Origin of the sequence: Nocardia sp. bgisy134, assembly GCF_965341865.1 — a bacterium.
In the GTDB taxonomy this organism is placed as follows: domain Bacteria; phylum Actinomycetota; class Actinomycetes; order Mycobacteriales; family Mycobacteriaceae; genus Nocardia.
Window position 1 is genome coordinate 130,831 of sequence record NZ_CBDQZP010000007.1, and the last position, 20,683, is coordinate 151,513.

Below are 20,683 nucleotides of genomic sequence, written 5' to 3' on the forward strand. Positions count from 1 at the left end.
GATCCACTCGACAGCGTCGGATTACCCCGGGGTAGGTTGGTGCCGGAAGTACGAGACACAACGGGAGTTGCGTATGAAAATATCCCTGTCCCCCGACGAGGCGGCTTTCCGCGACGAGCTGCGGCAGTTCTACCGCACCCAGATCCCCGCGGAGATCCGTGAGCGCGTGAAGTACGGCCACGAGCTCTCTCGTGAAGACGTCGTCACGGTGCACAAGATCCTCAACGACAACGGACTCGCGGTGCCGAACTGGCCGGTGGAGTGGGGCGGCAAAGACTGGACCCCGATGCAGCGCCACATCTGGCAGGACGAGATGCAGCTGGCCTCGGTGCCCGAGCCGCTGACGTTCAACGCTCAGATGGTCGGTCCGGTCATCGCGCACTTCGGCTCACAGGAGCTCAAGGAGCGCTTCCTGCCTGCGACCGCGGCCCTCGACATCTGGTGGTGCCAAGGCTTCTCGGAGCCGGACGCCGGTTCGGACCTGGCCTCGCTGCGCACCACCGCGGTGCGCGACGGCGACTCCTACATCGTCAACGGCCAGAAGATCTGGACCACGCTGGCCCAGTACGCCGACTGGATCTTCTGCCTGGTGCGCACCGATCCGAACGCGCAGAAGAAGCAGTCCGGCATCTCCTTCCTGCTGTTCGACGTGAAGAGCCCCGGCGTCACCATCCGCCCGATCAAGCTGATCGACGGCGGGTACGAGGTGAACGAGGTCTTCTTCGAGAACGTGCGGGTGCCCGCCGATCAGCTGGTCGGCGAGGAGAACATGGGCTGGACCTACGCCAAGTTCCTGCTCGGCAACGAGCGCACCGGCATCACCGGCGTCGGCCGCACCAAGGTGAAGCTGGGCGTCGCGAAGGACTACGCGCGCCAGATCAAGTCCGGTTCGGGCACCCTGCTGGAGGACCCGGTGTTCGCCGCCCGGGTGGCCGAGCTGGAGAACGAGCTGCTCGCGCTCGAGCTCACCCAGTTGCGCGTGGTCTCGAATTCCACCGAGGGCAAGCCGAACCCCGTCTCCTCGGTGCTCAAGCTGCGCGGCTCGGAGTTGCAGCAGGCCGCCACCGAGCTGCTGCTCGACATCGCAGGACCGGACGCGCTTCCGGTCGACGCGGACGAGATCGCCTCCCCCGGCTGGGCGCAGCGCAGCGGCCCCAGCTACCTCAACTACCGCAAGACAACCATCTACGGAGGTTCGAGCGAGGTGCAGCGCACCATCATCGCCTCCACGATCCTCGGATTGTGAGGCTTCGCCATGGAATTCGAACTCACCGATGAACAGGTCATGCTGCGCGACACCGTGCGCGACGTACTGGCCCGCAACTACGACCCGGAGTCCCGGGTGAAGGTGATCGACACCGAGCTGGGCTGGAGCCGCGACGTGTGGCGCCAGCTCGCCGAGCTCGGCGTGCTCGGCCTCGCTTTCACCGAGGAGGACGGCGGCGTCGGCGCCGGTCCGGTGGAGACCATGGTCGTGCTCGAGGAGATCGGCCGCAGGCTCGCGCCGGAGCCGCTGCTCGACGCGGTGCTGGTGCCGGGCGCATTGATCGCACAGGTCGGCAGCGCCGAACAGCGTCAGCGGATCCTGCCCGACGTGGCGGCGGGCGAGAAGCTGCTCGCCTTCGCGCACGCAGAGCCCGGCGTGCGCTGGCCGTCCGTCGACCTCGCGACCACCGCGACGGCCGAGGGCGACGGCTACCTGCTGACCGGCGTGAAGAACCCGGTGGCGCACGGCGATTGCGCCGACGATCTGGTGGTCAGCGCGGTGCTGCCGGGCGGTGGCGTCGGCCTGTTCGTGGTCGCCGCCGAGGGCGCCGGGGTGTCACGCAAGGGCTTCCGCACCGTCGACGGGCTGCGCGGCGCGCAGATCACCTTCGACAAGGCGCCCGCCGAGCTGCTCGGTGACACGCTGGACGCGGCCGAGTCGGTGCAGGTCGCGCTCGGCCACGCGCACGCCGGTCTGTGCGCCGAATCCATCGGCGCGATGGAGGAAGCGCTGCGGCTGACCACCGAGTACCTGAAGACGCGCAAGCAGTTCGGCGTCACGCTGTCGAAGTTCCAGACCCTGACCCAGCGGGCGGCGAACATGTACGTCTCGCTGGAGCTGGCCCGCAGCATGAGCCTGTACGTCACCGCGTCGCTGGCCGACGGGGCCGACGACCCGGTGGTCGCCTCGCGCGCCCGTCTCCAGGTCGGACGTTCGGCGAGGCACGTCGGGCAGGAAGCCATCCAGATGCACGGTGGCATCGGCGTCACCGCGGAGTACCCGGTCGGCCATTACGTCGCGCGGCTCACCGCGATCGGCCGGACGCTCGGCGGCGATCTCGACCATCTGAAGGTGCTCAGCGCCCAGGTCGGCAGCTACGACCTGCCGGAACTGTAGGACCACGGAGGTCGGGTGGCGGTGCGGGCGAAAACGTCCGCGCCGCCGCCCTACTCGTTTTCGCCCTGGTAGTCCGCCCGCGGTGTGGCGGCCGGTCGGCGGGATGTCGTCGATTCCTCGTCGACGGCCGACGGCGGTGTCGTAGCCGACAGCGTCCGCCGGGTCGTCGTCGGTTCCTCGGTCTCCCTTGTCGTTTCGGCCGCGGTGGTGCGCGGCTCCGTGGTGCGCTCGGGCCGGGGGGTGTTCGTCTCCGATTCCTCTTCCGGCGGAATGGTCATCGTGACGTATCCGGCGGGCCTGCGCGGGGGTCCGCCCGGCGCCATCTGCCAGGTCGGCGACGGCGGAATCACGATGCGCGACACCGTGCCCGTCGAACCGTCGTCGCGGACCACGGCCGCGGCGGCGGGACCGTCCTTGAGCGGTGGGGGCGGAACATAGGTTTCGTCGCCGCCGATCCCGCAGGAGCCGATGAGAACCAGACCGACCGAGACCGCTCCCGCTGCGATCGCTGGACCCGCGATCTTGGCCCTGCTGCTCTCCATTCGGGGACACTCCTCGTGTGTTTCGAGTGGGCTCACCATAAACCAGGTCGGTCACCCGGGCCAGGCGTACCTCCGCCGTCACTGCCGCCGGACCGGAACTTTTAAACACATATGATTCAGATATCGAATTGATCTCGTCCGCGTGTCGCGGGCACGTGTCGCGGCGGAGCCCCCTGTGCGGGCCGTAGCGTACGTGATCAAAGTTACGCATGAGACGCCTGTATCAGGATGAGAGACGCGCTGGTGGAGCTGCGCGATCGAACACTCTGATCGGCGTCACCGAGGAGAAGATGATGGGAGCATACTCGACCTCTCCGCTGCCGCCAGTAGACGCGACCTCCGACACGGCGGAGGACGCGAATCAGGAAGCGGCGAAGCAGAAAGCGTCGAATCCGCCCGCGCGTTCCGTGCCCACGATCGTGGCGCGAGCGTTGGCCTGGCTGTTCTTCCTCGGCGGTGTCGTCGGGGCCGTGCTTGGCATCGCGGGCTTGCACGTCGAGATCACCGTTGCGGGTCTGATCCTGGCGTGCACCGCGGGACTCGTCCTGCTCAAGATCCGCGCGGACAGCGGAGCGAGGAGCGGCACCGGCTGAGCAACCGTTTTCTCCCGTGATGTCGCTGCGAAAGTCATTGGTGCCCGACGTCTTCGACGCTTATCGTGACGCCTGACAAGGGCAGCGGACGAAGTCCGTCGAAGGTCCGCGGAATCGCGGAGCGCGGCGGGATCGCGCCGGAGGGGCGCCGCGGACGGGGTACGTCCACACTTCGCACACTGCGGGAGCGAAGTGGAGGTATGCGGCATGCGGATCGAGATCACCGGCGATGCTGTCGCGTATCGCGCCGCGACAGAGGCCTTCGTGAGCCGTGATTTCCTGCGGCACACGGTGATCGCCACGGTCGTCGCCAACCACGTGGACGGGCAGCAGGCGGCGGATGGAACGTCGCGCTTCCTGTCGCTGCACGCGGCGGACGGCGCCGTCGTCGGCGTCGCCATGTGGGCCGGAGGTCGCGAGGTCTACCTGGGGCAGCTGCCCGCCGAGAGCCTGCGACCGGTCGCTGAGGCGTTCGCCGCCGCGGCGCCCGGCAACACCGGGGTCGAAGGGCTCGTCGCCGCCGCGGAGTCGTTCGCCGAGCATTGGTGCGCGCTGCGCGGCGTCGGTCTGCGGGAAGACGTCCGTACCAGGCTGTTCCGGCTCGGCGAGCTGCGTGTGCCGCGCGGGGTCGCCGGTGCGCCGCGCCGAGCCGCCGACCGCGATGTCGCGCTGTGTGTTGCCTGGTTCGAGGCCATGCGCCACGAAATCGATCTGGCGCCGCCGCATCCGAACCCGGACGTGATCCGCAAGCGGGTGGCGGCGGGGCGCTGGTGGTTGTGGGAGGTCGGCGGCCGTCCGGTGAGCCTTGCCGCGCACCAGATTCCGGTGGGCGGCTGGACGCGCATCGGCCCGGTCTACACGCCGCCCGCCGAGCGCGGGCACGGCTACGCGTCGGCCCTTACCGCGCAGGTGTCGCGGGCCTTGCGCCGCAACGGTCTCGACGTCTGCCTGTTCACCGATCTGGCGAACCCCACATCGAACCGGATCTACCGGGCGATCGGTTACCAGCCGGTCGACGACTTCGTGAACTACGTGTTCGAGGACCGCCCCGCGGTCAGCCGATGACCCATTCGAAGGCCGCGGCCTTCGACCGCGCTCCCTCGGCGGCGCGCGAGCGGTTGGGTTCGCCGAGATCGGCGAGCAGGCCCTCGGTCAGTTCGACGAGCGTGGCCAGCGTGGGCGGCGCGAACCAGTCGGGGCGGGTGGCGAAGAGGATGTCCTCGCTGGAGGTGTTGCCGCTCGCGCCCGGCGCGAACGGGCAGCCGCCCAAGCCGCCGAGCGATCCGTCGACCATGCCCGCGCCCGCCGCGATCGCGGCCAAGGTGTTGGCCACGCCCATGCCCCAGGTGTCGTGGCCGTGGAACACGATGCGGCGCTGCGGCGTCCGGTCACGAACCGCGGAGATCAGGGCGGCGACCTGGGCAGGATGGGCCTGGCCGAGCGTATCGGCGAGCACGATGTCGCTCGCGCCCTCGGTGCGCGGATCGTTCGCGATCTCGAGCACCCGCCCCGGATCCACCGGGCCCTCGAACGGGCAGGTGAAACTGGTGGCCAAGCACAGCTGAATGGCGCCGCCCACCTCGTGGGCCAATCGCACCGCCTCCGGCATCACGGCCAAGCTGTCCTCGGTGGTGCGGCCGATATTGGCCTGGTTGTGCGAGTCGGAGACCGAGAAGCAGTACTGGAAATTGCGGACGCCCGCCTCCGCGGCCTTGGCCACGTGACGCGGGGTGGCCACCCACACCCAGCAGCGCTCGAGCTCCTCGGGGGTCAGGGCCGCGACCAGGTCCATGGTGTTGGCCATGGGCGGCACCAGGTCGGGGCGCGCCATCGAACCGATCTCCAGCGCGGGCACGCCGAGCGCGAGCAGGCGGCGCACGATCTCGACCTTGCGCTCCACCGGCAAGGTCTTGCCGGTCAGTTGCAGTCCGTCGCGCAGAGTCACATCACGCAGTAGCGCGCCGCTCGTCTCGGTCAGCACTGCCGGTCCTCCCGCGCCTGCGGCGGCACGCACATCACGCCCGCCCACGGTTTCTGGTTCGCGCCCGCCGGATTCGGGTGGATCGTCGGCCGCGCGTGTCCTGGCGCGCGCTGCTCCCACGTATTACGGCCGGCCGGCCTGCGCCGTACGCGCCTGCGGCTCATGCCTGCACCTCGCTGGCGCTCGCTTCCGGCATGCGCCGTGCGCGCTGGCACATGATTCGCTCGCTCCGCTCACTCATGCCTGCACCTCGCTGGCGCTCGGTTTCGGCATGCGTCGTGCGCGCTGGGACGTGATTCGCTCGCTCATGCCTGCACCTCGCTGGATCCCGACGCGGCGGCGATCTCGGCCTCGCTCAGGCCGAGCAGTCCCGAGAGCACCTCGCGGGTGTGTTCGCCCAGGTCGGGGCCTACGTTGCGGATGGGAAGCGACTGTTCGCCGATCACCGGCACGATGCCGGGGAAGCCGACGGTCTTCGGTTCAGGTTCGCCGACGTCCACCGGGAACGGCTGAATCATGTTGCGCGCCTTGTACTGTTCGTCGTCGACGATGTCGGCGGCGGTGTAGATCGGCCCGCACGGGATGGCCGCGTCCTCCAGGATCTTCAGCGCTTCGTCCCTGGTGTGCCGCATCGTCCATTCGCCGATCGACGCGTCCAGTCGTTCGCGGTGGCGCCAGCGGCCCGCGTTGTCCTGGAGTTCGGGATCGGCCGCCAGATCGGGCCTGCCGATGACTCCCATGTAGCGCTGGAAGATCGCGTCGCCGTTGCCGCCGATGATGATGCTGAATCCGTCCCGGCAGGGGTAGGCGTTGCTCGGCGCGATGCCCTCCATCCGGCCGCCGACGCGCTCGCGGTTGATGCCGTAGGCCAGGTAGTCGGGGACCAGCGACTCCATCACCGAGAGAATGGCCTCGTTCAGTGCGACATCGATCACACGTTCCCGCAGGGGCACCGCGTCGTCCGTGCGCTCTCGCTGGAAGAGCGCCATCACGGTGCCGAAGGCGGCGTAGATGCCCGCGATGGAGTCACCGATCGAGACACCGACCCGCACCGGGGGACGGTCCGGGTCGCCAACCAGTTCGCGCAGACCGCCCACGGCCTCGGCGACCGCGGCGAAACCGGGCCGCGCGGACATCGGCCCGGTCTGCCCGTAGGCGGAGATCCTGGTGATCACCAGATCGGGGTTGGCCTCGTTCAGCGCGTCGGGCCCGAGGCCCCACTTCTCGAGCATGCCGGGCCGGAAGTTCTCCAGCAGCACATCGCAGTGCCTGACCAGGTCGAGCACCACCGCGCGCCCCTCGTCGGTGCGCAGATCCAGGGTGATCGACTTCTTGTTCCGGTTGACGGTGCGGTACAGCATCGAGGTGTCGCCGCCGTAGAGCCGCCAGTTGCGCAACTCGTCGCCGGCCTTCGGCCGTTCCACCTTGATGACCTCGGCGCCGAAGTCGCCGAGGATGCGCCCGGCGGTGGGCGCGGCGATGTAATTACCGAGCTCGAGGACGCGAACTCCGTCCAACGGCCGAATACTCATGGCCACCAGTGTGGACTAATGGGGCTCTCGTCCTCGGCCCGCCCTCGGTCTCGGGCCGCCCCGCGTGTCTCTGAGCTTCCGGTCCGCGTGTCCAGGCGCCTTCGCTCGGCGTGTCTCGGTGCCTTCGAGGCGCCTTCAATCGGCGTGTCTCGGTGCCTACGCCCCGCGTGTCTTGGGCCTCCCGCCCGCGGTCTCTGAGCCTTCCTCCCGCGTGTTGCGGCGCCCTTGGTCGGGGTGTTTCCGGGCCTTCGGTCCTCGCGGGGCAGCCGTCGTCCGGCAGCGCCGGTCAGGCGGCGCGGGAGACCTCCTCGATGATCGAGTAGTGCTCGGCATTGCCCGCGATGACGGTGCTCGCGACGCCGTCCACGCCGACCGGGACATCGCCCGCCAGGGTGATGCGGGTCAGCTTGCGCGGCTGGTCGTCGTAGTCGTCGATGGCGTAGTGCTGGGTGGCGCGGTTGTCCCAGATCGCCACGTCACCGAGCTGCCAGTTCCACCGGACGGTGTTCTCCAGGCGCGTCACCCGGTCCTGGAACAGGCGGAACAGTGCCTGGGATTCGGCGCCGGACAGGCCGACGAAGTGCTTCACGAAGTGACCGACCAGCAGCGCCTTCTCGCCGGTCTCCGGGTGCACGCGCACCACCGGGTGCTCGGTCTCGAAGTAGGTCGACTCGAACTCGGCACGGTACTCGGCGGCGTTGGGGCGGGCCTTGGCGCCGTGCGCCGCGGCGTAGTCGTACACGTTGGTGTGCACCGCGCGCAGGTTCTCGGCGAGCAGCTTCAGTGGCTCGGGCAGCGATTCGTAGGCGGCCACTGTGGAGGCCCATGTGGTGGAGCCGCCGTAGGTCGGCAGGGTGACCGCGCGAAGGATCGACGCCTTCGGGATGCGGTCGACGAAGGTGACGTCGGTGTGCCAGCTGTTGGCGCGGCCGTACTCGGAGTCGATGGCCAGGCTCTTCAGCCCGTGCGAGGTGACGGTCGGGTGCGGGGTGGTCGGGCTACCGAGCAACTCGGCGAACTCGTACTGCCCATCCTCGGTGAGGTGGTCCTGGCCGCGGAAGAAGACGACCTTGTGTTCGAGCAGAGCGCGGCGGATCACGTCGACCGGCGCCGCGTCCAGGTCGCCGCCGAGCCGGACATTGTCGACCTGAGCGCCGATGCGGGCGCCGAGCTTGGTCACCGAAACAGTGGGGGCGGTTGCGATCGTCATGGTGATCACCTTCGCTGTCGAGAACGGTTAGTGCGCGCTAGAGCACACCACCCGTAAACCCTCCGCGACCAGGGTTTTCGTCGGCATGATCGCAACACGTGCCACTCGCGCCCCACAATTGGCGAACCGGTCCCGGCCCGTCAACCCCCGAACCACCATTTGACTCCCGTCGATTTTCAGCACCCCAGCACGCACACCGGGGACAGGTAGACCCGCCCCCATCAGCACCGCACCTACCACGCAACAGCACCCACCCTGTTACTCCCCAAGAACGCAACCACAGCCGGTCGACCACGCTGGAACCTGCGCCAGCGTCCACCAACGGCGGGAGGTAGGTCGGGTACGGCAACTCGGCGTGCCCAGCACCGTTCGGGGAAGCCTGGGTGGGTGAGCGTGATTTGCAGGCAAGCCCCCGAAACCACGTCTGCGAACGCGCCCACCCGCTGAACTGACGAGAGAACGCCCTCCACCCACTCAAAGGAACGCAACCACAGCCGGATGACCACGCTGGAAGTTGCACCCATGCTTACCAACGGCGGGAGGTAAGCCGGGTACGGCACCCGACGTGCCCGGCACTGCTCGGGGAAACCTGGGTGGGCGAGCGTGATTTGCAGGTATGCGGCCGGAACCACGTCCGCGCCCACCCGCTGACCTGACGAGAGAGCGTCGAAGGAGGTGCTGGGCACATGCCGACCCTGGCTCTGCTGGTTCGCGGCATCCGCGAGCGGCAGGAGGAGATGACGGCCCCTGGCCTACTAAGTGCTGGGCCGACCACGCCTCGGCGTCGGGCAGCGGCTAGGAGCGGCCGACCCCTGATCGCGGGAGCCCTGCGATGAGGCACCCCGACCGTTCAGCCCCACCGCTCGATGAGTCGCAGCTCAGCCCACGTGCTCGCGCAGATAGGCGAGATCCTCGGCGACGCCCTCGGCCGGGGTCTCCAGCACCACCGGCGCGCCCGCATTACGGCACACCTCGGCCAGCAGCTGCGGGTCGATGGTGCCGTCGGCGAAGTTGGCGTGCCGGTCGGCGCCGGAGTTGAACTCGTCGCGCGAGGAGTTCAGGTGCACCAGGTCGATGCGGCCGGTGATGGCCTTGATCCGGTCGACGACGCCGAGCAGTTCCTCGCCGCCCGCCCACGCGTGGCAGGTGTCGAGGCAGAAGCCGGCGCCGTAATCGCCGACCGCGTCCCACAGGCGGGCAATGGAGTCGAAATGCCTGGCCATGGCGTGGTTGCCGCCCGCGGTGTTCTCGATGAGGATCGGCACCGCGAAGCCGCCTTTTTCCTGCTGGCGTTCGAACAGCTTGCGCCAGTTGTCGATTCCGGTCTCCACTTCGGCGTCGGAGCGGACGTGCCCGCCGTGCACGACCAGGCCGAACGCGCCGAGCTCCGCGGCGGCCTTCGCCTGCTGGGCGACCGCGTTGCGGGACGGCATCCGTAGCCGGTTGTTCAGGCTCGCCACGTTGATCTGATAGGAGGAGTGCACCACCACATCGATCGGACTGGCGAGGATCTCCTCGGTCCGCGGATGCGGGACCGGCTTGTCCCAGCTCTGCGGGTCGACGACGAACATCTGGATGACATCGGCGCCGAGTTTCTCACCGAAGCCGATCGGATCGCTGTCGAGCCGGACGTGTGCTCCAATGCGCATGGGGCTCAGCGTAGTGGGCGGCACCGACATCGCGGAGAACCGGCGATCCACCGGCGAATAACCGAGAATCGAAGGACTTGTTGCGCCCACGTGGGTCCGCGAGATACATCGGTAGGATCCACGTGCTCGACCCGATGAGGGGGGTGAATCACCTTGTTGCGTACTGGCGAAATCTTTGCCGGTTACGTCGTCAAGCGCGTGCTGGGTCAAGGCGGCATGGGCACGGTGTATCTGGCCCAGCACCCGCGGTTGCCGCGGATGACCGCCCTGAAGCTGCTCGATCGCGAGCTGTACGGCGATCTCGAGATCAGGGGACGCTTCGAGCGGGAGGCCGATCTGGTCGCCCAGCTCGACCATCCCAATATCGTCACCGTCTACGACCGCGGGGCCGAAGACGAGCAGCTGTGGATCTCCATGCAGTTCGTGCCCGGCTCCGACGCCGCGAGCGCCGACGTGGACGTGCTCGCCGCGGGACGCGCGGTGCAGATCATCGCCGAGACCGCCGCGGCCCTGGACTTCGCGCACGCCAACGGGGTACTGCACCGAGACGTCAAACCGGCCAACATCCTGCTGGCCAAGGCGCCCATCGGACAGCCGGAACGGGTGCTGCTCACCGACTTCGGCATCGCGGGCATGCGCAACGCGGACACCACGCTCACCTCGGCGGGCACCATCACCGCCACGCTGGCGTACGCCGCGCCCGAACAACTCAGCGGGCAGCCGCTCGATCACCGCGCCGACCAGTACTCGCTGGCCTGCACGCTGTTCTGGATGCTCACGGGCAACGTCCCCTTCCCTGGCGCCACGCCCGCCGCGGTGATGAACGGCCATATCGCCGCGCCGGTGCCGTCGCTGTCCCGCAGCCGCCGTGGTCTGCCTGCCGCATTGGACGCGGTGATGGCGCGGGCCCTCGCCAAACGCCCCGCCGACCGCTTCCCGAGCTGCACCGATTTCGCCGTCGCCGCCCGCCGCGCCCTCGCGTCCGCCACACCCGCCCCGCATTCGACAACCGGCCCCGTGCCACCCCACACCGGTTTCGCCACCCGCGCCGACGCCACTCCACTGCCGCCCCGCACCGCTTTCGTCCCCGGCGGACGTCCACCGCACGCGCCCGCCCCGCACACCAGCAGCCCTACGCACGTCGCCCCACCGGCACACACCAGCGCGGCTCCGAGCGCCGGGGCCCCGCATCCCGGTGGCCCAACACACACCAGCTCACCGGCGCACACCAACGCGGCGACGCACGGCAGGGCTTCACAGACCAGCGGTCCGCCGCACACCGGCACGCCCACGCACGTCGGCTCGTCGGCACACCCCGGCCTGGCTGCACATGGCGGCGCCCCACAGGCCGGCGGCCCGCCGCACGCCGGTGCGGGCCCGAGCGTCGGGGCCCCGCGGTCCGGTGGCCCTACGCACCCCGGCTCGCCGGTGCATACCGGCGCGGCTGTACACGGCGGGCCCGCACAGACCGGTGGCCCGCCGCACACCGACGTACCGCCGCGTGGCACGGCTGTGCACACCGAAGCGCCAGGGCACACCATGCATGGCGAGGCCTCGCAAGCAGGTGGCTCTTCACGCAACGGCGTGCCGCCGCACCCCGGCGCCGCTGTACACGGCGGGGCCTCGCAGACCAGCGGGCCGTCGCACACGGGCGCGGCTGCGCACGGCGGGGCCACGCAGAACGGAGCACCGCCGCACCCCGGTGTGCCGCCGCGCGGAACGGCTACGCACGCCGAAGCCCCGGGGCAGACCAGCGGCTCACCGCACCCCGGCACACCGGCGCACGGCGCGGCTGCGCACGGAGGTGCTGCTCGGCAGACCAGCGGCCCATCGACCAGCACCACACCGCACGTAGGCGCGGACTCGTGGACCGGAATGCCGCCACACACCGGTTTCGTGCCGCCCGCGCACGGCTCGGCACACGAGTCCCGCAGATCCACCGCACCCGATCCGTCGCATCCCGGTGTGCCAACTGGTTTTGATCCCGGCCCGCACACCCAGTTCGCGCAGAGCTCCGATGACGTGCGGCGTCCGAGTGCGACCGCGTCTCCATATGCGCCCGCTCCCGAGGGCCGGTCGGCCACAAGCTCCCCGCACGCACCCCAGCAGTCGTATCCCGGTGTGCCGACTCGGTCGAGTGGCGTGCGGCCACCCACCGGATTCGCGCCACGCGCCGAAGGGATGCCGCCGACGAGCGTTCCGCCGCATCCGCATTCGGTTCCGCACACCGGCGCGCACACCCACACTGGCGTGCCGGGGCGCCCCGCTGTTCCGCCTCGGCCAGTGACGAATCAGACCGGGAGCGCACCGCACACGGGCGGGGCTCACGGTGGGACGCTGCCCATGCCTCCCTCGCACCATGCCGGGAATCAGACCGGGAGCGCACCACATACCGGCGCAGCCCACGGTGCGACGCCGCCCTGCCCGCCGTCGCACCACGCCGTGGATCTGACTCGTGGTGGCACGCGGCACGGAACTACCGGGCAACCGGCACCGCTCGGGACCGATCCCTCGCGTCCGGCGGGTGTGCCGCCGACGAGTCCTGAATCCGAGCGTCCGACCGGCCTGCCACCGACGGCGCCCCTGCCGGACGCTTCGTTGCCGACCAGCGGGACCGCGCATACCAACCCTCCGCGCGCTGCCGGAGTGCAGCAGCCGCAGCGGGGTCGGACGGACGCAGATCATTCGGCGTCCGGACGGAACCAGCCTGTGCCGCAGCGGCCGCAGCGGGATTCGACGGGCACCGGCCGTTCGGCGCCCGGATGGAACGAGCCCGTGTCACAGCGGGATTCGACGGGCACCGGTCGTCCGGCATCCGGGCGGAACGAGCCGGTGCCGCCAAGGGATTCGACGGGCACCGGCCGTCCGATCGAGTCCGTGCCACAGCAGGGTTCGACGGGCACCGGCCGTCCGATCGAGTCCGTGCCACAGCAGGGCTCGACGGGCACCGGTCGCCCGGCGTCCGGGCGGAACGAGCCTGTGCCGCAGCAGCCGCAGCGGGGTTCGACCGGCACCGACCGTTCGGCGTCCGGACAGAACGAGCCCGCGCCACAGCAGGGTTCGACGGACACCGGCCGCCCGGCGCAAGGGCGGAACGAGCCGATCCCACAACGGCCGACGCGCCGCACGCCACGGCCGATCACGATCGCGCTCCCGGATCGGGTGCGGGGGCGAATTGCGCCCGCCGGGCAGGGGCCGGGAAACGGCCCGCAACCGCCCGAACCACGCCCTCCGCCATAGCTTTTCGCTATGGATGTCGCCTGGCGTACCCCGCCTCCTCGGGCGCCCTGGGGCCGTGCGACTGCTGCTATGGTTTCGATGTTTTCCGTGGTCGGGTAAGCGCTGACCGCGCGTTCTTATGCTTAACGCCTGTTCCCGGTGGGTCCCGGTGCAGGCGGGAATTGGAGCAGACATGCTGGCCAGCGGTGAGGCTTTCGCCGGCTATGTCATCGAACGGCAATTGGGTCGCGGTGGCATGGGTTCGGTGTACCTGGCGAAACATCCGCGGCTGCCGCGGATGACGGCGCTGAAGCTGTTGAACCGGGAATTGTTCTTCGACAAGGAGGTGCGGGCGCGGTTCGAACGGGAGGCGGACCTGGTCGCCCGGCTCGACCACCCCGGCATCGTCACGGTCTACGACCGCGGTCTGGAAGACGAGCAGCTGTGGATCTCGATGCAGTACATCGACGGCATCGACGCCGCCTCGGTGGATCCGAAGACGCTGCCGCCCGAGCGCGCCGTGCAGATCGTCAAGGAGACCGCCGACGCGCTGGACTACGCGCACGGCATGGGCGTGCTGCACCGCGACGTGAAGCCGGCGAACATCCTGCTGGCTCGCTCCACCGGCGGCCGCGGCGAACGCGTCTACCTCACCGATTTCGGCATCGCCCGGCTCCGTGACGACACCGGCCACCTCACTCAGACCGGCACTTTCACCGCCACCCTGGCCTACGCCTCGCCCGAGCAGCTCACCGGCGCCGCGCTCGACCACCGTTCCGATCAGTACTCGCTGGCCTGCGCGCTGTTCTGGCTGTTCACCGGCAGCGGTCCGTTCGCGGCCACCAACCCGGCCCAGGTCATTCAGGGTCACCTGCAGTCGGCGCCGCCCGCGCTGAGCAGCGTGCGCCCCGGGCTGCCGTTCGCGCTGGACGGCGTGCTGGCCAAGGCGATGGCCAAGCGTCCCGACGATCGCTTCGCGAGCTGTTCGGAGTTCGCCGCGGCGGCGCAGGCGGCGCTGTCGGGGCAGAGCGTGCCGTCCATGCCGCTGGTCGGCGGCCCGCGGCCGGTCACCGGTCCGCCGCAACCGATCTCGGGTCCGCATCCGGTCACCGGCGGGCCGATTCCGGTGACCGGCGGGCAGTACCCGGTCGGTCCGACGACCAGCGGTTCGCAGCCGCTGACCGGCCAGCCGATGACCACGCCGCAGGGCGTGATGCCCAACGCGGCCGCTCCGCACCAGCAGACCGGCCCCGCCGCGCAGTACCCGCAGCAGTCCGGGGCGTACGGGTTCGCGCCGCCGCCCGGACCGCCGATGGGCGGGGGACACGCGATGGGCGGCGGCCACCAGCCGCCGCGCAAGTCCAACACCGGACTGATCGCCGCGCTCGCCGTCGGCGTGGTGGTGCTGATCGCCGTGGTCGTCGGCATCGTCGTCGCGGTGAGCAGTAGCTCCTCCTCCGGTGGTGGCGGCATCACGACCACGGCGCCGACGAGCACCTCGAACAGCAAGCGCCCGGTGGCCGCCGACGCCGCCGCGATCAGCAACGAGTTCCCGGGCATGGTTCCGGCGGACAAGGACGGCGACATCGGATACAACGGCGCCACCTGCGGCGCCTACTCGCCGGACCGGCCTTCGGTACCCACCGACGGCACACCGGATTTCGGCAACTGGGCCTATCAGTGGGACTGCTTCGGCGGCGGCAACAACGACGATCCGTTCTTCACCATCTACGTCTACAAGTCGGCCGCCGACGCGCAGGCAGCGCTGAACAACCTGCCGTCGAACGCCGCCAAGTCGACCGACAGCAACGGCGGAAAGTCCTACACCAACTACAAATTCGACAACAGCGGCCCGAAGATGGTCACCGTCTTCACCGGCGACCCGGACCGTGCGCAGTTCCTGATGTACACCGACGGCATCGTCGGCACCATCGACGAGGTGCTGCGCTGGTGGCGGTCGGCGCCGCTGAACTGACGCATGCTGGACAACGGAGCGGTTTTCGCCGGGTACACCGTCGAACGCCTCCTCGGGCGCGGGGGCATGGGATCGGTGTATCTGGCGCGGCATCCGCGATTGCCGCGATGGACGGCGTTGAAGCTGCTCAATCGAGAGCTGTTCTTCGACACCGAGATTCGGGCCCGGTTCGAGCGGGAGGCCGATCTGGTCGCCCAGCTCGACCACCCGAATATCGTCACCGTGTTCGACCGCGGTGTCGAAGGCGAGCAGCTGTGGATCTCCATGCAGTACGTCGAGGGTGTCGATGCGGCGTCGCTGGACGCCCACGTGCTGCCGCCGCAGCGCGCGGTGCAGATCGTCGCCGAGACCGCCAAGGCGCTCGACTTCGCGCACGGCAAGGGCGTGCTGCACCGGGATGTGAAGCCCGCCAACATCCTGCTGGAGCGGGCCGAGGGCGGGCTGGAGCGGGTGTTCCTCACCGACTTCGGCATCGCCCGTTTCCGTGACGACACCGGCAAACTGACCCAGACCGGAACCTTCACCGCCACCCTGGCTTTCGCCTCGCCCGAGCAGCTCTCCGGCGCGGTGCTCGATCACCGCTCGGACCAGTATTCGTTGGCGTGCAGCCTGTTTCGTATGTTGACCGGAACCGTGCCGTTCGAGGCGAGTAATCCGGTCGCGGTCATCCAGGGGCACATGCAACAGCCGCCGCCGCGGTTGAGCACCGTCCGGCCCGGTCTGCCGCCCGCCCTGGACGCGGTGCTGTTGCGCGCGCTCGCCAAGCGTCCGGACGACCGCTTCGGCTCGTGCGCGGAGTTCGCCGAGGCGGCGCGGCGGGCGTTCACCGAACCGGCGTCCGGTCCTTTCCCGCTGGCGGACAACGGTTTCGGCAACGGCTCCGGCGCGTGGCCGCAGGCGGCGCCGCCGCAGTGGTCGCCGCCGCGTCCGGCCCCGCCGACGACGCCCGGCTACCCGACTCCGCCCGTGGCCTCGGGACCCGCGCCCGCCACCGGTCCCGGGTATCGCACGGCCCCCGGCACCCACGGCCAAGGGGCCTCGCCCGGCGTGCCGGGCGAGCAGGGGTCCTGGCAGGAGTATCCGCCGCGGTCCTCCGCGTTCGTTTCCGGTGCGGACGCGCTCGGCGCTCAGCAGCCGTCGCGCGCGCACAGCGGCGCGATCCATGCACCGGGTTCTGCTGGGGCGCAGGCGCATTCGAACCGCTCGGGCGGCCACGCCGCGCAACAGCACGGCCGCGGACCCACGCCGTCCCGCCGATCGCGCCGCACAGCGGTGATCGGCACTGCCGTGGGCGCCGCGCTCGCGATTCTCGCCGTCACCGCGCTGGTCGTCGACCGTGGGTCCGAGCCGGGCAGCTCGGCCGCACCGTCGAGCACCGTCGAGCCGTCGCCGTCCACACAACGCCCCGCGAAGACCACCGCGGCGCCGACCACCTCGAAGAAACACGACGAGTCCGGCTCTCTCGTGGACGACATCGACTTGATCAGCAAGGCATTTCCCGGCATGACCCCCGAGGTGGACAAGGACAACGTCGTGCACACCGGCCCCGGTCACAACGGGTCCACCTGCTTCGCAAAACCGGAGGGTTCGGCGAACGCGATGGACGCGGGCGCACCGGATTTCGGCAACTTCACCGCGTACTGGTACTGCTTCGGCGGCCCGAACAAGGCCAGCTACGAGCTGTTCGTCTACCGCTCGCCCGAGGACGTGCAGGCCGCCGTCGGCTCGCTGCCCGGCCACACCCGCTCCACCGCTCAGCACGGCCGCGAGACCTACACGAACTATCTGCTCGACGGCCACCCCGCCGCCAAGCGGCCCCGCATGATCACCGTGTTCACCAGCGCCAAGAAGCGGGAGAACTTCCTGATGTACAGCGTCGGATTCATCGCCACCCAAGAGGAATTCATGGACTGGTGGCACACCGCGCCGCTGAGTTGACCGCGTCGAATCCTGGACTTGCCTCTCCACCGAGGGGAGACGCCAGGCTGTCGGACATGGACGACGACACGCTCCTCTCGATCGGCGCGGTGGCGCGACGCACCGGCTTGACGGTCAAGACCATCCGCTTCTACGCCGACCGGGGGATCGTCGCGCCGTCCGCCATCGGCCCGAACGGCTTCCGCCGCTACGACTCCGACGCGATCGCCCGCCTGGAACTGGTCCGCACCCTGCGCGCCCTCGGCCTCGACCTGGACACCGTGCGCCAGGTACTGGCGCGGGAACGCACCGTGTCCGAGGTGGCGGCGGCCCATGCCGACGCCGTCGACCTCCAGATCCGGATCCTGCGGCAGCGGCGGGCGGTGTTGCGCGCGGTCGCGCAGCGGGCCACCGACACCGAGGAGATGAACACCATGCACCGACTGGCCACGCTCACCGACGCCGAGCGCCGCAGGATCATCCATGACTTTGTCGACGACGCCTTCGGCGGTGTCGACGCGAATCCAGAGCTCGTCGAACTGCTCCGCGCGACGGTGCCCGATCTGCCGGAAGACCCCGCGCCCGAACAGGTTCGGGCCTGGATGGAACTGGCGGAACTTGCCCAGGACGAGGATTTCCGTGCTGCTGTGCGTCGGATGGCCGAGTACCAGGCTCGCGAGCGCGCGAACGGCGACACCACCGGACTGCACCACGAGCTGACCGGGGCCGTCCGCGACCTTGTCGGCGCGGCGCTTGCCGCGGGCACGGCTCCGGACGGGCCCGGGGCGGCCGAGGTGGTCGACGAGCTGACCGCGCGCTACGCCCGCACCTTCGGCCGCGCCGACGACGCCGCCCTGCGCCGCTGGCTCCTGGAGCGGCTGACGATCGCCAATGACGCACGGGTGGAGCGGTATTGGCGGCTCGTCGCCGCCGTCAACGGGTGGCCCGCACCGCAGGAACTCGCCGAGATCTTCGACTGGTTCACGGCGGCGTTGAGAACTGTATCAGCGACTCGCCCCTAGAGAGCTTGTCAGCGACTCGTCGCCAGAGAAGCTGTGCGTCAGCGACTCGTCGCGAGCGCAGCGGCATCGGCGACTCGTCGCCTGCGTCCCTGACCAGATCCGATGAGGTGCGCAGCCCGCGAAAGCGGGCCGCGCGCAACAGGTTCTAGAGCGCCGCTTCGATGGCCGAAACGACGGTCGGGTCTTCGGGTTTCACGGTAGGGCGGAACCGTGCCGCCACCTTGCCGTCCCGGTCGATGAGGAACTTCTCGAAGTTCCACTGGATGTCGCCCGCCGCGCCCTCGGCGTCGGCGGTCTCGACCAGCTCCTGGTAGAGCGGGTGTCGGTTCTCGCCGTTCACCTCGGCCTTCTCCAGCAGCGGGAAGTCGACGCCGTAGGTGGTGGAGCAGAACTCCTGGATCTCCTCGGCCGAACCGGGTTCCTGGCCCATGAACTGGTTGCACGGCACGCCGATCACGGTGAACCCGCGCCCGCCGTACGTCCGCTGCAGGTCGACCAGCGCCGAGTACTGCGGTGTCAGACCGCATTTGGACGCCACGTTGACCAGCAGCACCGCCTTGTCACCGGCCAGCTCGGCCAGCGTCGTCGGCGCACCGGTCAGGGTCTGTAGCGGAATATCCCGAATGCTCACTCGTCTCGCACCTGCCAATTCTGTGATTCGGTGGGTCCACCCCGAGCGCCACGCTACCGGATCGGCGCGGCGGACGACCCCGGCGTACAGGGTCGTCCGGCGCGGCCGGGTCCGGGTCAGCGCAGCCGCGTTCGCCGCATCAACCGCAGTGTGGTGAGGGTGGTCTTGACCTGCTTCTCGTAGGGCATTCCGGCGCGGGCGGCCAGGACCTGGCGTTTCACCACGCCGATGTTCACCGTGTCGGTGTACTTCAGCAAGCCCTGGTCGCCGTGCCTGGTGCCGACCCCGGACTGCTTCACCCCGCCCGACGGCGTGGCCTTGGCGGCGTAGGTGGTGACGAAGCCGTCGTTGACATTGATATTGCCCGACTCGAGCCGGCCCGCGATCCGCCTGCCCCTGGCCAGATCGCCCGTCCACACGCTGGCGTTGAGCCCGTAGTCGGTGTCGTTGGCGAGGCGGACGGCCTCGGCTTCGTCGCGGAACGGATAGACGCTCACCACCGGTCCGAAGGTCTCCGCCTTCGCGTGGGCCATCTCGGGTGTGACGCCGGTCAACACGGTCGGCTCGTAGAAGGCCGGTCCGATGTCGGGGCGGGCCCGGCCGCCGGTGTGCACGGTCGCGCCCTTGGCGCGCGCGTCCGCCACGTGCTCGGCCACCCTGGCCAGCTGGTCGGCCGAGACGAGGGAGCCGAATTCCGGCGCGTAGTCGTAGGCGGCGCCGATCTTGGATCCGAGATCCTCGGCCGCGGCGACCAGGCGGCGCAGGAATTCGTCGTGGATCCGCTCATGCACGTAAATCCGCTCGATGTGCATACAAGCCTGGCCGGAGTTGGCGAATACCGCGAAGACCGCGCCCGCGACCGCCTCGTCGAGATTCGCGTCGTCCAGCACGATCATCGGATTCTTGCCGCCGAGTTCGAGGCTGCATCCGATGAGGTGGCGGCCCGCCTGCTCGCCGACCACCCGCCCGGTGGCGGTGGAACCGGTGAACATGACGAAATCTGAGCCGCCGATCAGCGTGGGCCCGACGTCGGGGCCGGTGCCGCAGACGACCTGGAACAGCCCGCGCGGCAAGCCCGCCCGATACAGCAGTTCGACGCCGAACAGCGCGCACAGCGCGGTCTTGTTGTCCGGCTTGAGCACCACGGCGTTGCCCGCGATGAGGGCGGGCACCGAATCGGAGAGCGCGATGGCGAAGGGGAAGTTCCACGGCGCGATCACCGCGACCGCGCCCTTGGGCCGGTGCTCCTCGAACGAGGTGGTCACCAGCGGGATCGGGCCGCCGCGCCGCCGTGGCCGCAGCACCCGGCGCGCGGTCTTCAGGTAGTGGCTGATGACCATCGGTACGTCGCAGGATTCCTCGAGTGCCATGCGCCGGGTCTTGCCGCAGCCGATCTGGATGAGGTCGGCGATCGTCTCGCCCTCCCGCAGGATCAGCTCGTGCGCCCGCTCGAACACCGCGAGCCTGCGGCGCAACGGCCAGCTCGCCCACTCCCGCTGCGCCGCGCGGGCGACGGCGAAGGCCTCGGTGATGTCCTCGGGCCGGGATTGCGGCAGGTCGCCGACGTGGGCTCCGGTGTAGACCTCGGTCATCGGGAACGGCGCGCGGCCGTGCGCGCCGGACTCGGCGGCGACCATGCCGGTCAGTCGCGCTATCAGCTCCGCGGTGATCCGGGGCGGCAGAGTCGCCGTCGTCCGGTCCGTGGCGTGGGTAGTGCTCATGCCTGCACCTCGCTGACGCTCGGCTCCGGCATGCGCGATGCGCGCTGGCACATGAATCGCTCACTTCGTTCGCTCATGCCTGCACCTCGCTGACGCTCGGTTCCGGCATGCGCGATGCGCGCTGGCACATGAATCGCTCACTTCGTTCGCTCATCGGGTGTCTCCAAGGCGTGCGATTGCGACGCGCGCCCGCGGTGCGTCGGGCGCGTCCCTCGGTATGGAATTAGAACACGTTACTATTGTCTCACGCAGGGTTCTTCGTGATCGGGCAGCGGCGCTGCAATGTTGGCGCGGCGGCGCTGGGAATT

Annotated in this window: 15 protein-coding genes; 8 read left to right on the plus strand and 7 right to left on the minus strand. The window is 69.7% G+C overall.

Translation table 11 applies throughout. The annotated features are described in order from the left end of the window. Positions 1-73: 73 nt before the first annotated feature. Together ACRWNM_RS14790 and ACRWNM_RS14795 are read left to right on the plus strand one after the other, a co-directional pair. Entirely contained in the window at positions 74-1,246 is a 1,173-nt protein-coding gene (locus ACRWNM_RS14790; RefSeq protein WP_431967684.1) for an acyl-CoA dehydrogenase family protein, read from the plus strand. A gap of 9 nt (positions 1,247-1,255) precedes the next feature. Further along, the gene (locus ACRWNM_RS14795) at positions 1,256-2,383 is read left to right on the plus strand and encodes an acyl-CoA dehydrogenase family protein (protein WP_431967686.1); all 1,128 of its coding nucleotides are present in this window, start codon (positions 1,256-1,258) and stop codon (positions 2,381-2,383) included. Between the two features lie 50 nt (positions 2,384-2,433). On the opposite strand, the gene ACRWNM_RS14800 is transcribed toward ACRWNM_RS14795, so the two are convergent. Further along, a complete protein-coding gene (locus ACRWNM_RS14800) occupies positions 2,434-2,925 on the minus strand; it encodes a hypothetical protein (RefSeq protein WP_431967688.1) in 492 nt (163 codons plus the stop codon). Between the two features lie 293 nt (positions 2,926-3,218). Here ACRWNM_RS14800 and ACRWNM_RS14805 point away from each other — a divergent pair, with 293 nt between their 5' ends. Both ACRWNM_RS14805 and ACRWNM_RS14810 read left to right on the plus strand, forming a co-directional pair. Beyond that, on the plus strand, positions 3,219-3,518 hold the full coding sequence (locus tag ACRWNM_RS14805; protein WP_431967690.1) for a hypothetical protein: 300 nt from the start codon (positions 3,219-3,221) through the stop codon (positions 3,516-3,518). 207 nt (positions 3,519-3,725) lie between these two features. Further along, a complete protein-coding gene (locus ACRWNM_RS14810) occupies positions 3,726-4,583 on the plus strand; it encodes a GNAT family N-acetyltransferase (protein ID WP_431967692.1) in 858 nt (285 codons plus the stop codon). On the opposite strand, the gene ACRWNM_RS14815 is transcribed toward ACRWNM_RS14810, so the two are convergent. The 4 genes from ACRWNM_RS14815 to ACRWNM_RS14830 form a co-directional block, all read right to left on the minus strand. Beyond that, positions 4,573-5,499, minus strand: coding sequence for a hydroxymethylglutaryl-CoA lyase (locus ACRWNM_RS14815; protein WP_431967694.1), 927 nt, complete (start codon positions 5,497-5,499; stop codon positions 4,573-4,575). The genes ACRWNM_RS14810 and ACRWNM_RS14815 overlap by 11 nt on opposite strands. 305 nt (positions 5,500-5,804) lie before the next feature. Next, positions 5,805-7,031: a CaiB/BaiF CoA transferase family protein gene (locus ACRWNM_RS14820; protein ID WP_431967696.1), complete on the minus strand. Its 1,227-nt coding sequence runs from the start codon at positions 7,029-7,031 to the stop codon at positions 5,805-5,807. A 286-nt stretch (positions 7,032-7,317) separates the two neighbouring features. Next, complete coding sequence (locus ACRWNM_RS14825; RefSeq protein WP_431967698.1) at positions 7,318-8,241, minus strand: TauD/TfdA dioxygenase family protein; 924 nt, start codon at positions 8,239-8,241, stop codon at positions 7,318-7,320. 878 nt (positions 8,242-9,119) lie between these two features. Beyond that, on the minus strand, positions 9,120-9,890 hold the full coding sequence (locus ACRWNM_RS14830; protein WP_431967700.1) for a deoxyribonuclease IV: 771 nt from the start codon (positions 9,888-9,890) through the stop codon (positions 9,120-9,122). Between the two features lie 156 nt (positions 9,891-10,046). On the opposite strand from ACRWNM_RS14830, the gene ACRWNM_RS14835 reads away from it, so the two are divergent. The 4 genes from ACRWNM_RS14835 (at position 10,047) to ACRWNM_RS14850 (ending at position 18,023) form a co-directional block, all read left to right on the plus strand. After that, positions 10,047-13,130 (plus strand): protein kinase domain-containing protein, encoded by a 3,084-nt coding sequence (locus ACRWNM_RS14835; RefSeq protein ID WP_431967702.1) that lies wholly within the window; start codon positions 10,047-10,049, stop codon positions 13,128-13,130. 172 nt (positions 13,131-13,302) lie between these two features. Beyond that, positions 13,303-15,084, plus strand: a complete 1,782-nt coding sequence (locus ACRWNM_RS14840) for a serine/threonine-protein kinase (protein ID WP_431967704.1) — start codon at positions 13,303-13,305, stop codon at positions 15,082-15,084. Positions 15,085-15,087: 3 nt separating this feature from the next. Then, complete coding sequence (locus ACRWNM_RS14845) at positions 15,088-17,022, plus strand: serine/threonine protein kinase (protein WP_431967705.1); 1,935 nt, start codon at positions 15,088-15,090, stop codon at positions 17,020-17,022. A gap of 56 nt (positions 17,023-17,078) precedes the next feature. Next, on the plus strand, positions 17,079-18,023 hold the full coding sequence (locus ACRWNM_RS14850) for a MerR family transcriptional regulator (protein WP_431967707.1): 945 nt from the start codon (positions 17,079-17,081) through the stop codon (positions 18,021-18,023). Positions 18,024-18,168: 145 nt separating this feature from the next. Here ACRWNM_RS14850 and ACRWNM_RS14855 read toward each other — a convergent pair whose 3' ends face one another. Together ACRWNM_RS14855 and ACRWNM_RS14860 are read right to left on the minus strand one after the other, a co-directional pair. Next, the gene (locus ACRWNM_RS14855; protein ID WP_431967709.1) at positions 18,169-18,654 is read right to left on the minus strand and encodes a glutathione peroxidase; all 486 of its coding nucleotides are present in this window, start codon (positions 18,652-18,654) and stop codon (positions 18,169-18,171) included. Between the two features lie 116 nt (positions 18,655-18,770). Then, positions 18,771-20,375 (minus strand): succinic semialdehyde dehydrogenase, encoded by a 1,605-nt coding sequence (locus tag ACRWNM_RS14860; RefSeq protein ID WP_431967711.1) that lies wholly within the window; start codon positions 20,373-20,375, stop codon positions 18,771-18,773. Positions 20,376-20,683 lie beyond the last annotated feature (308 nt).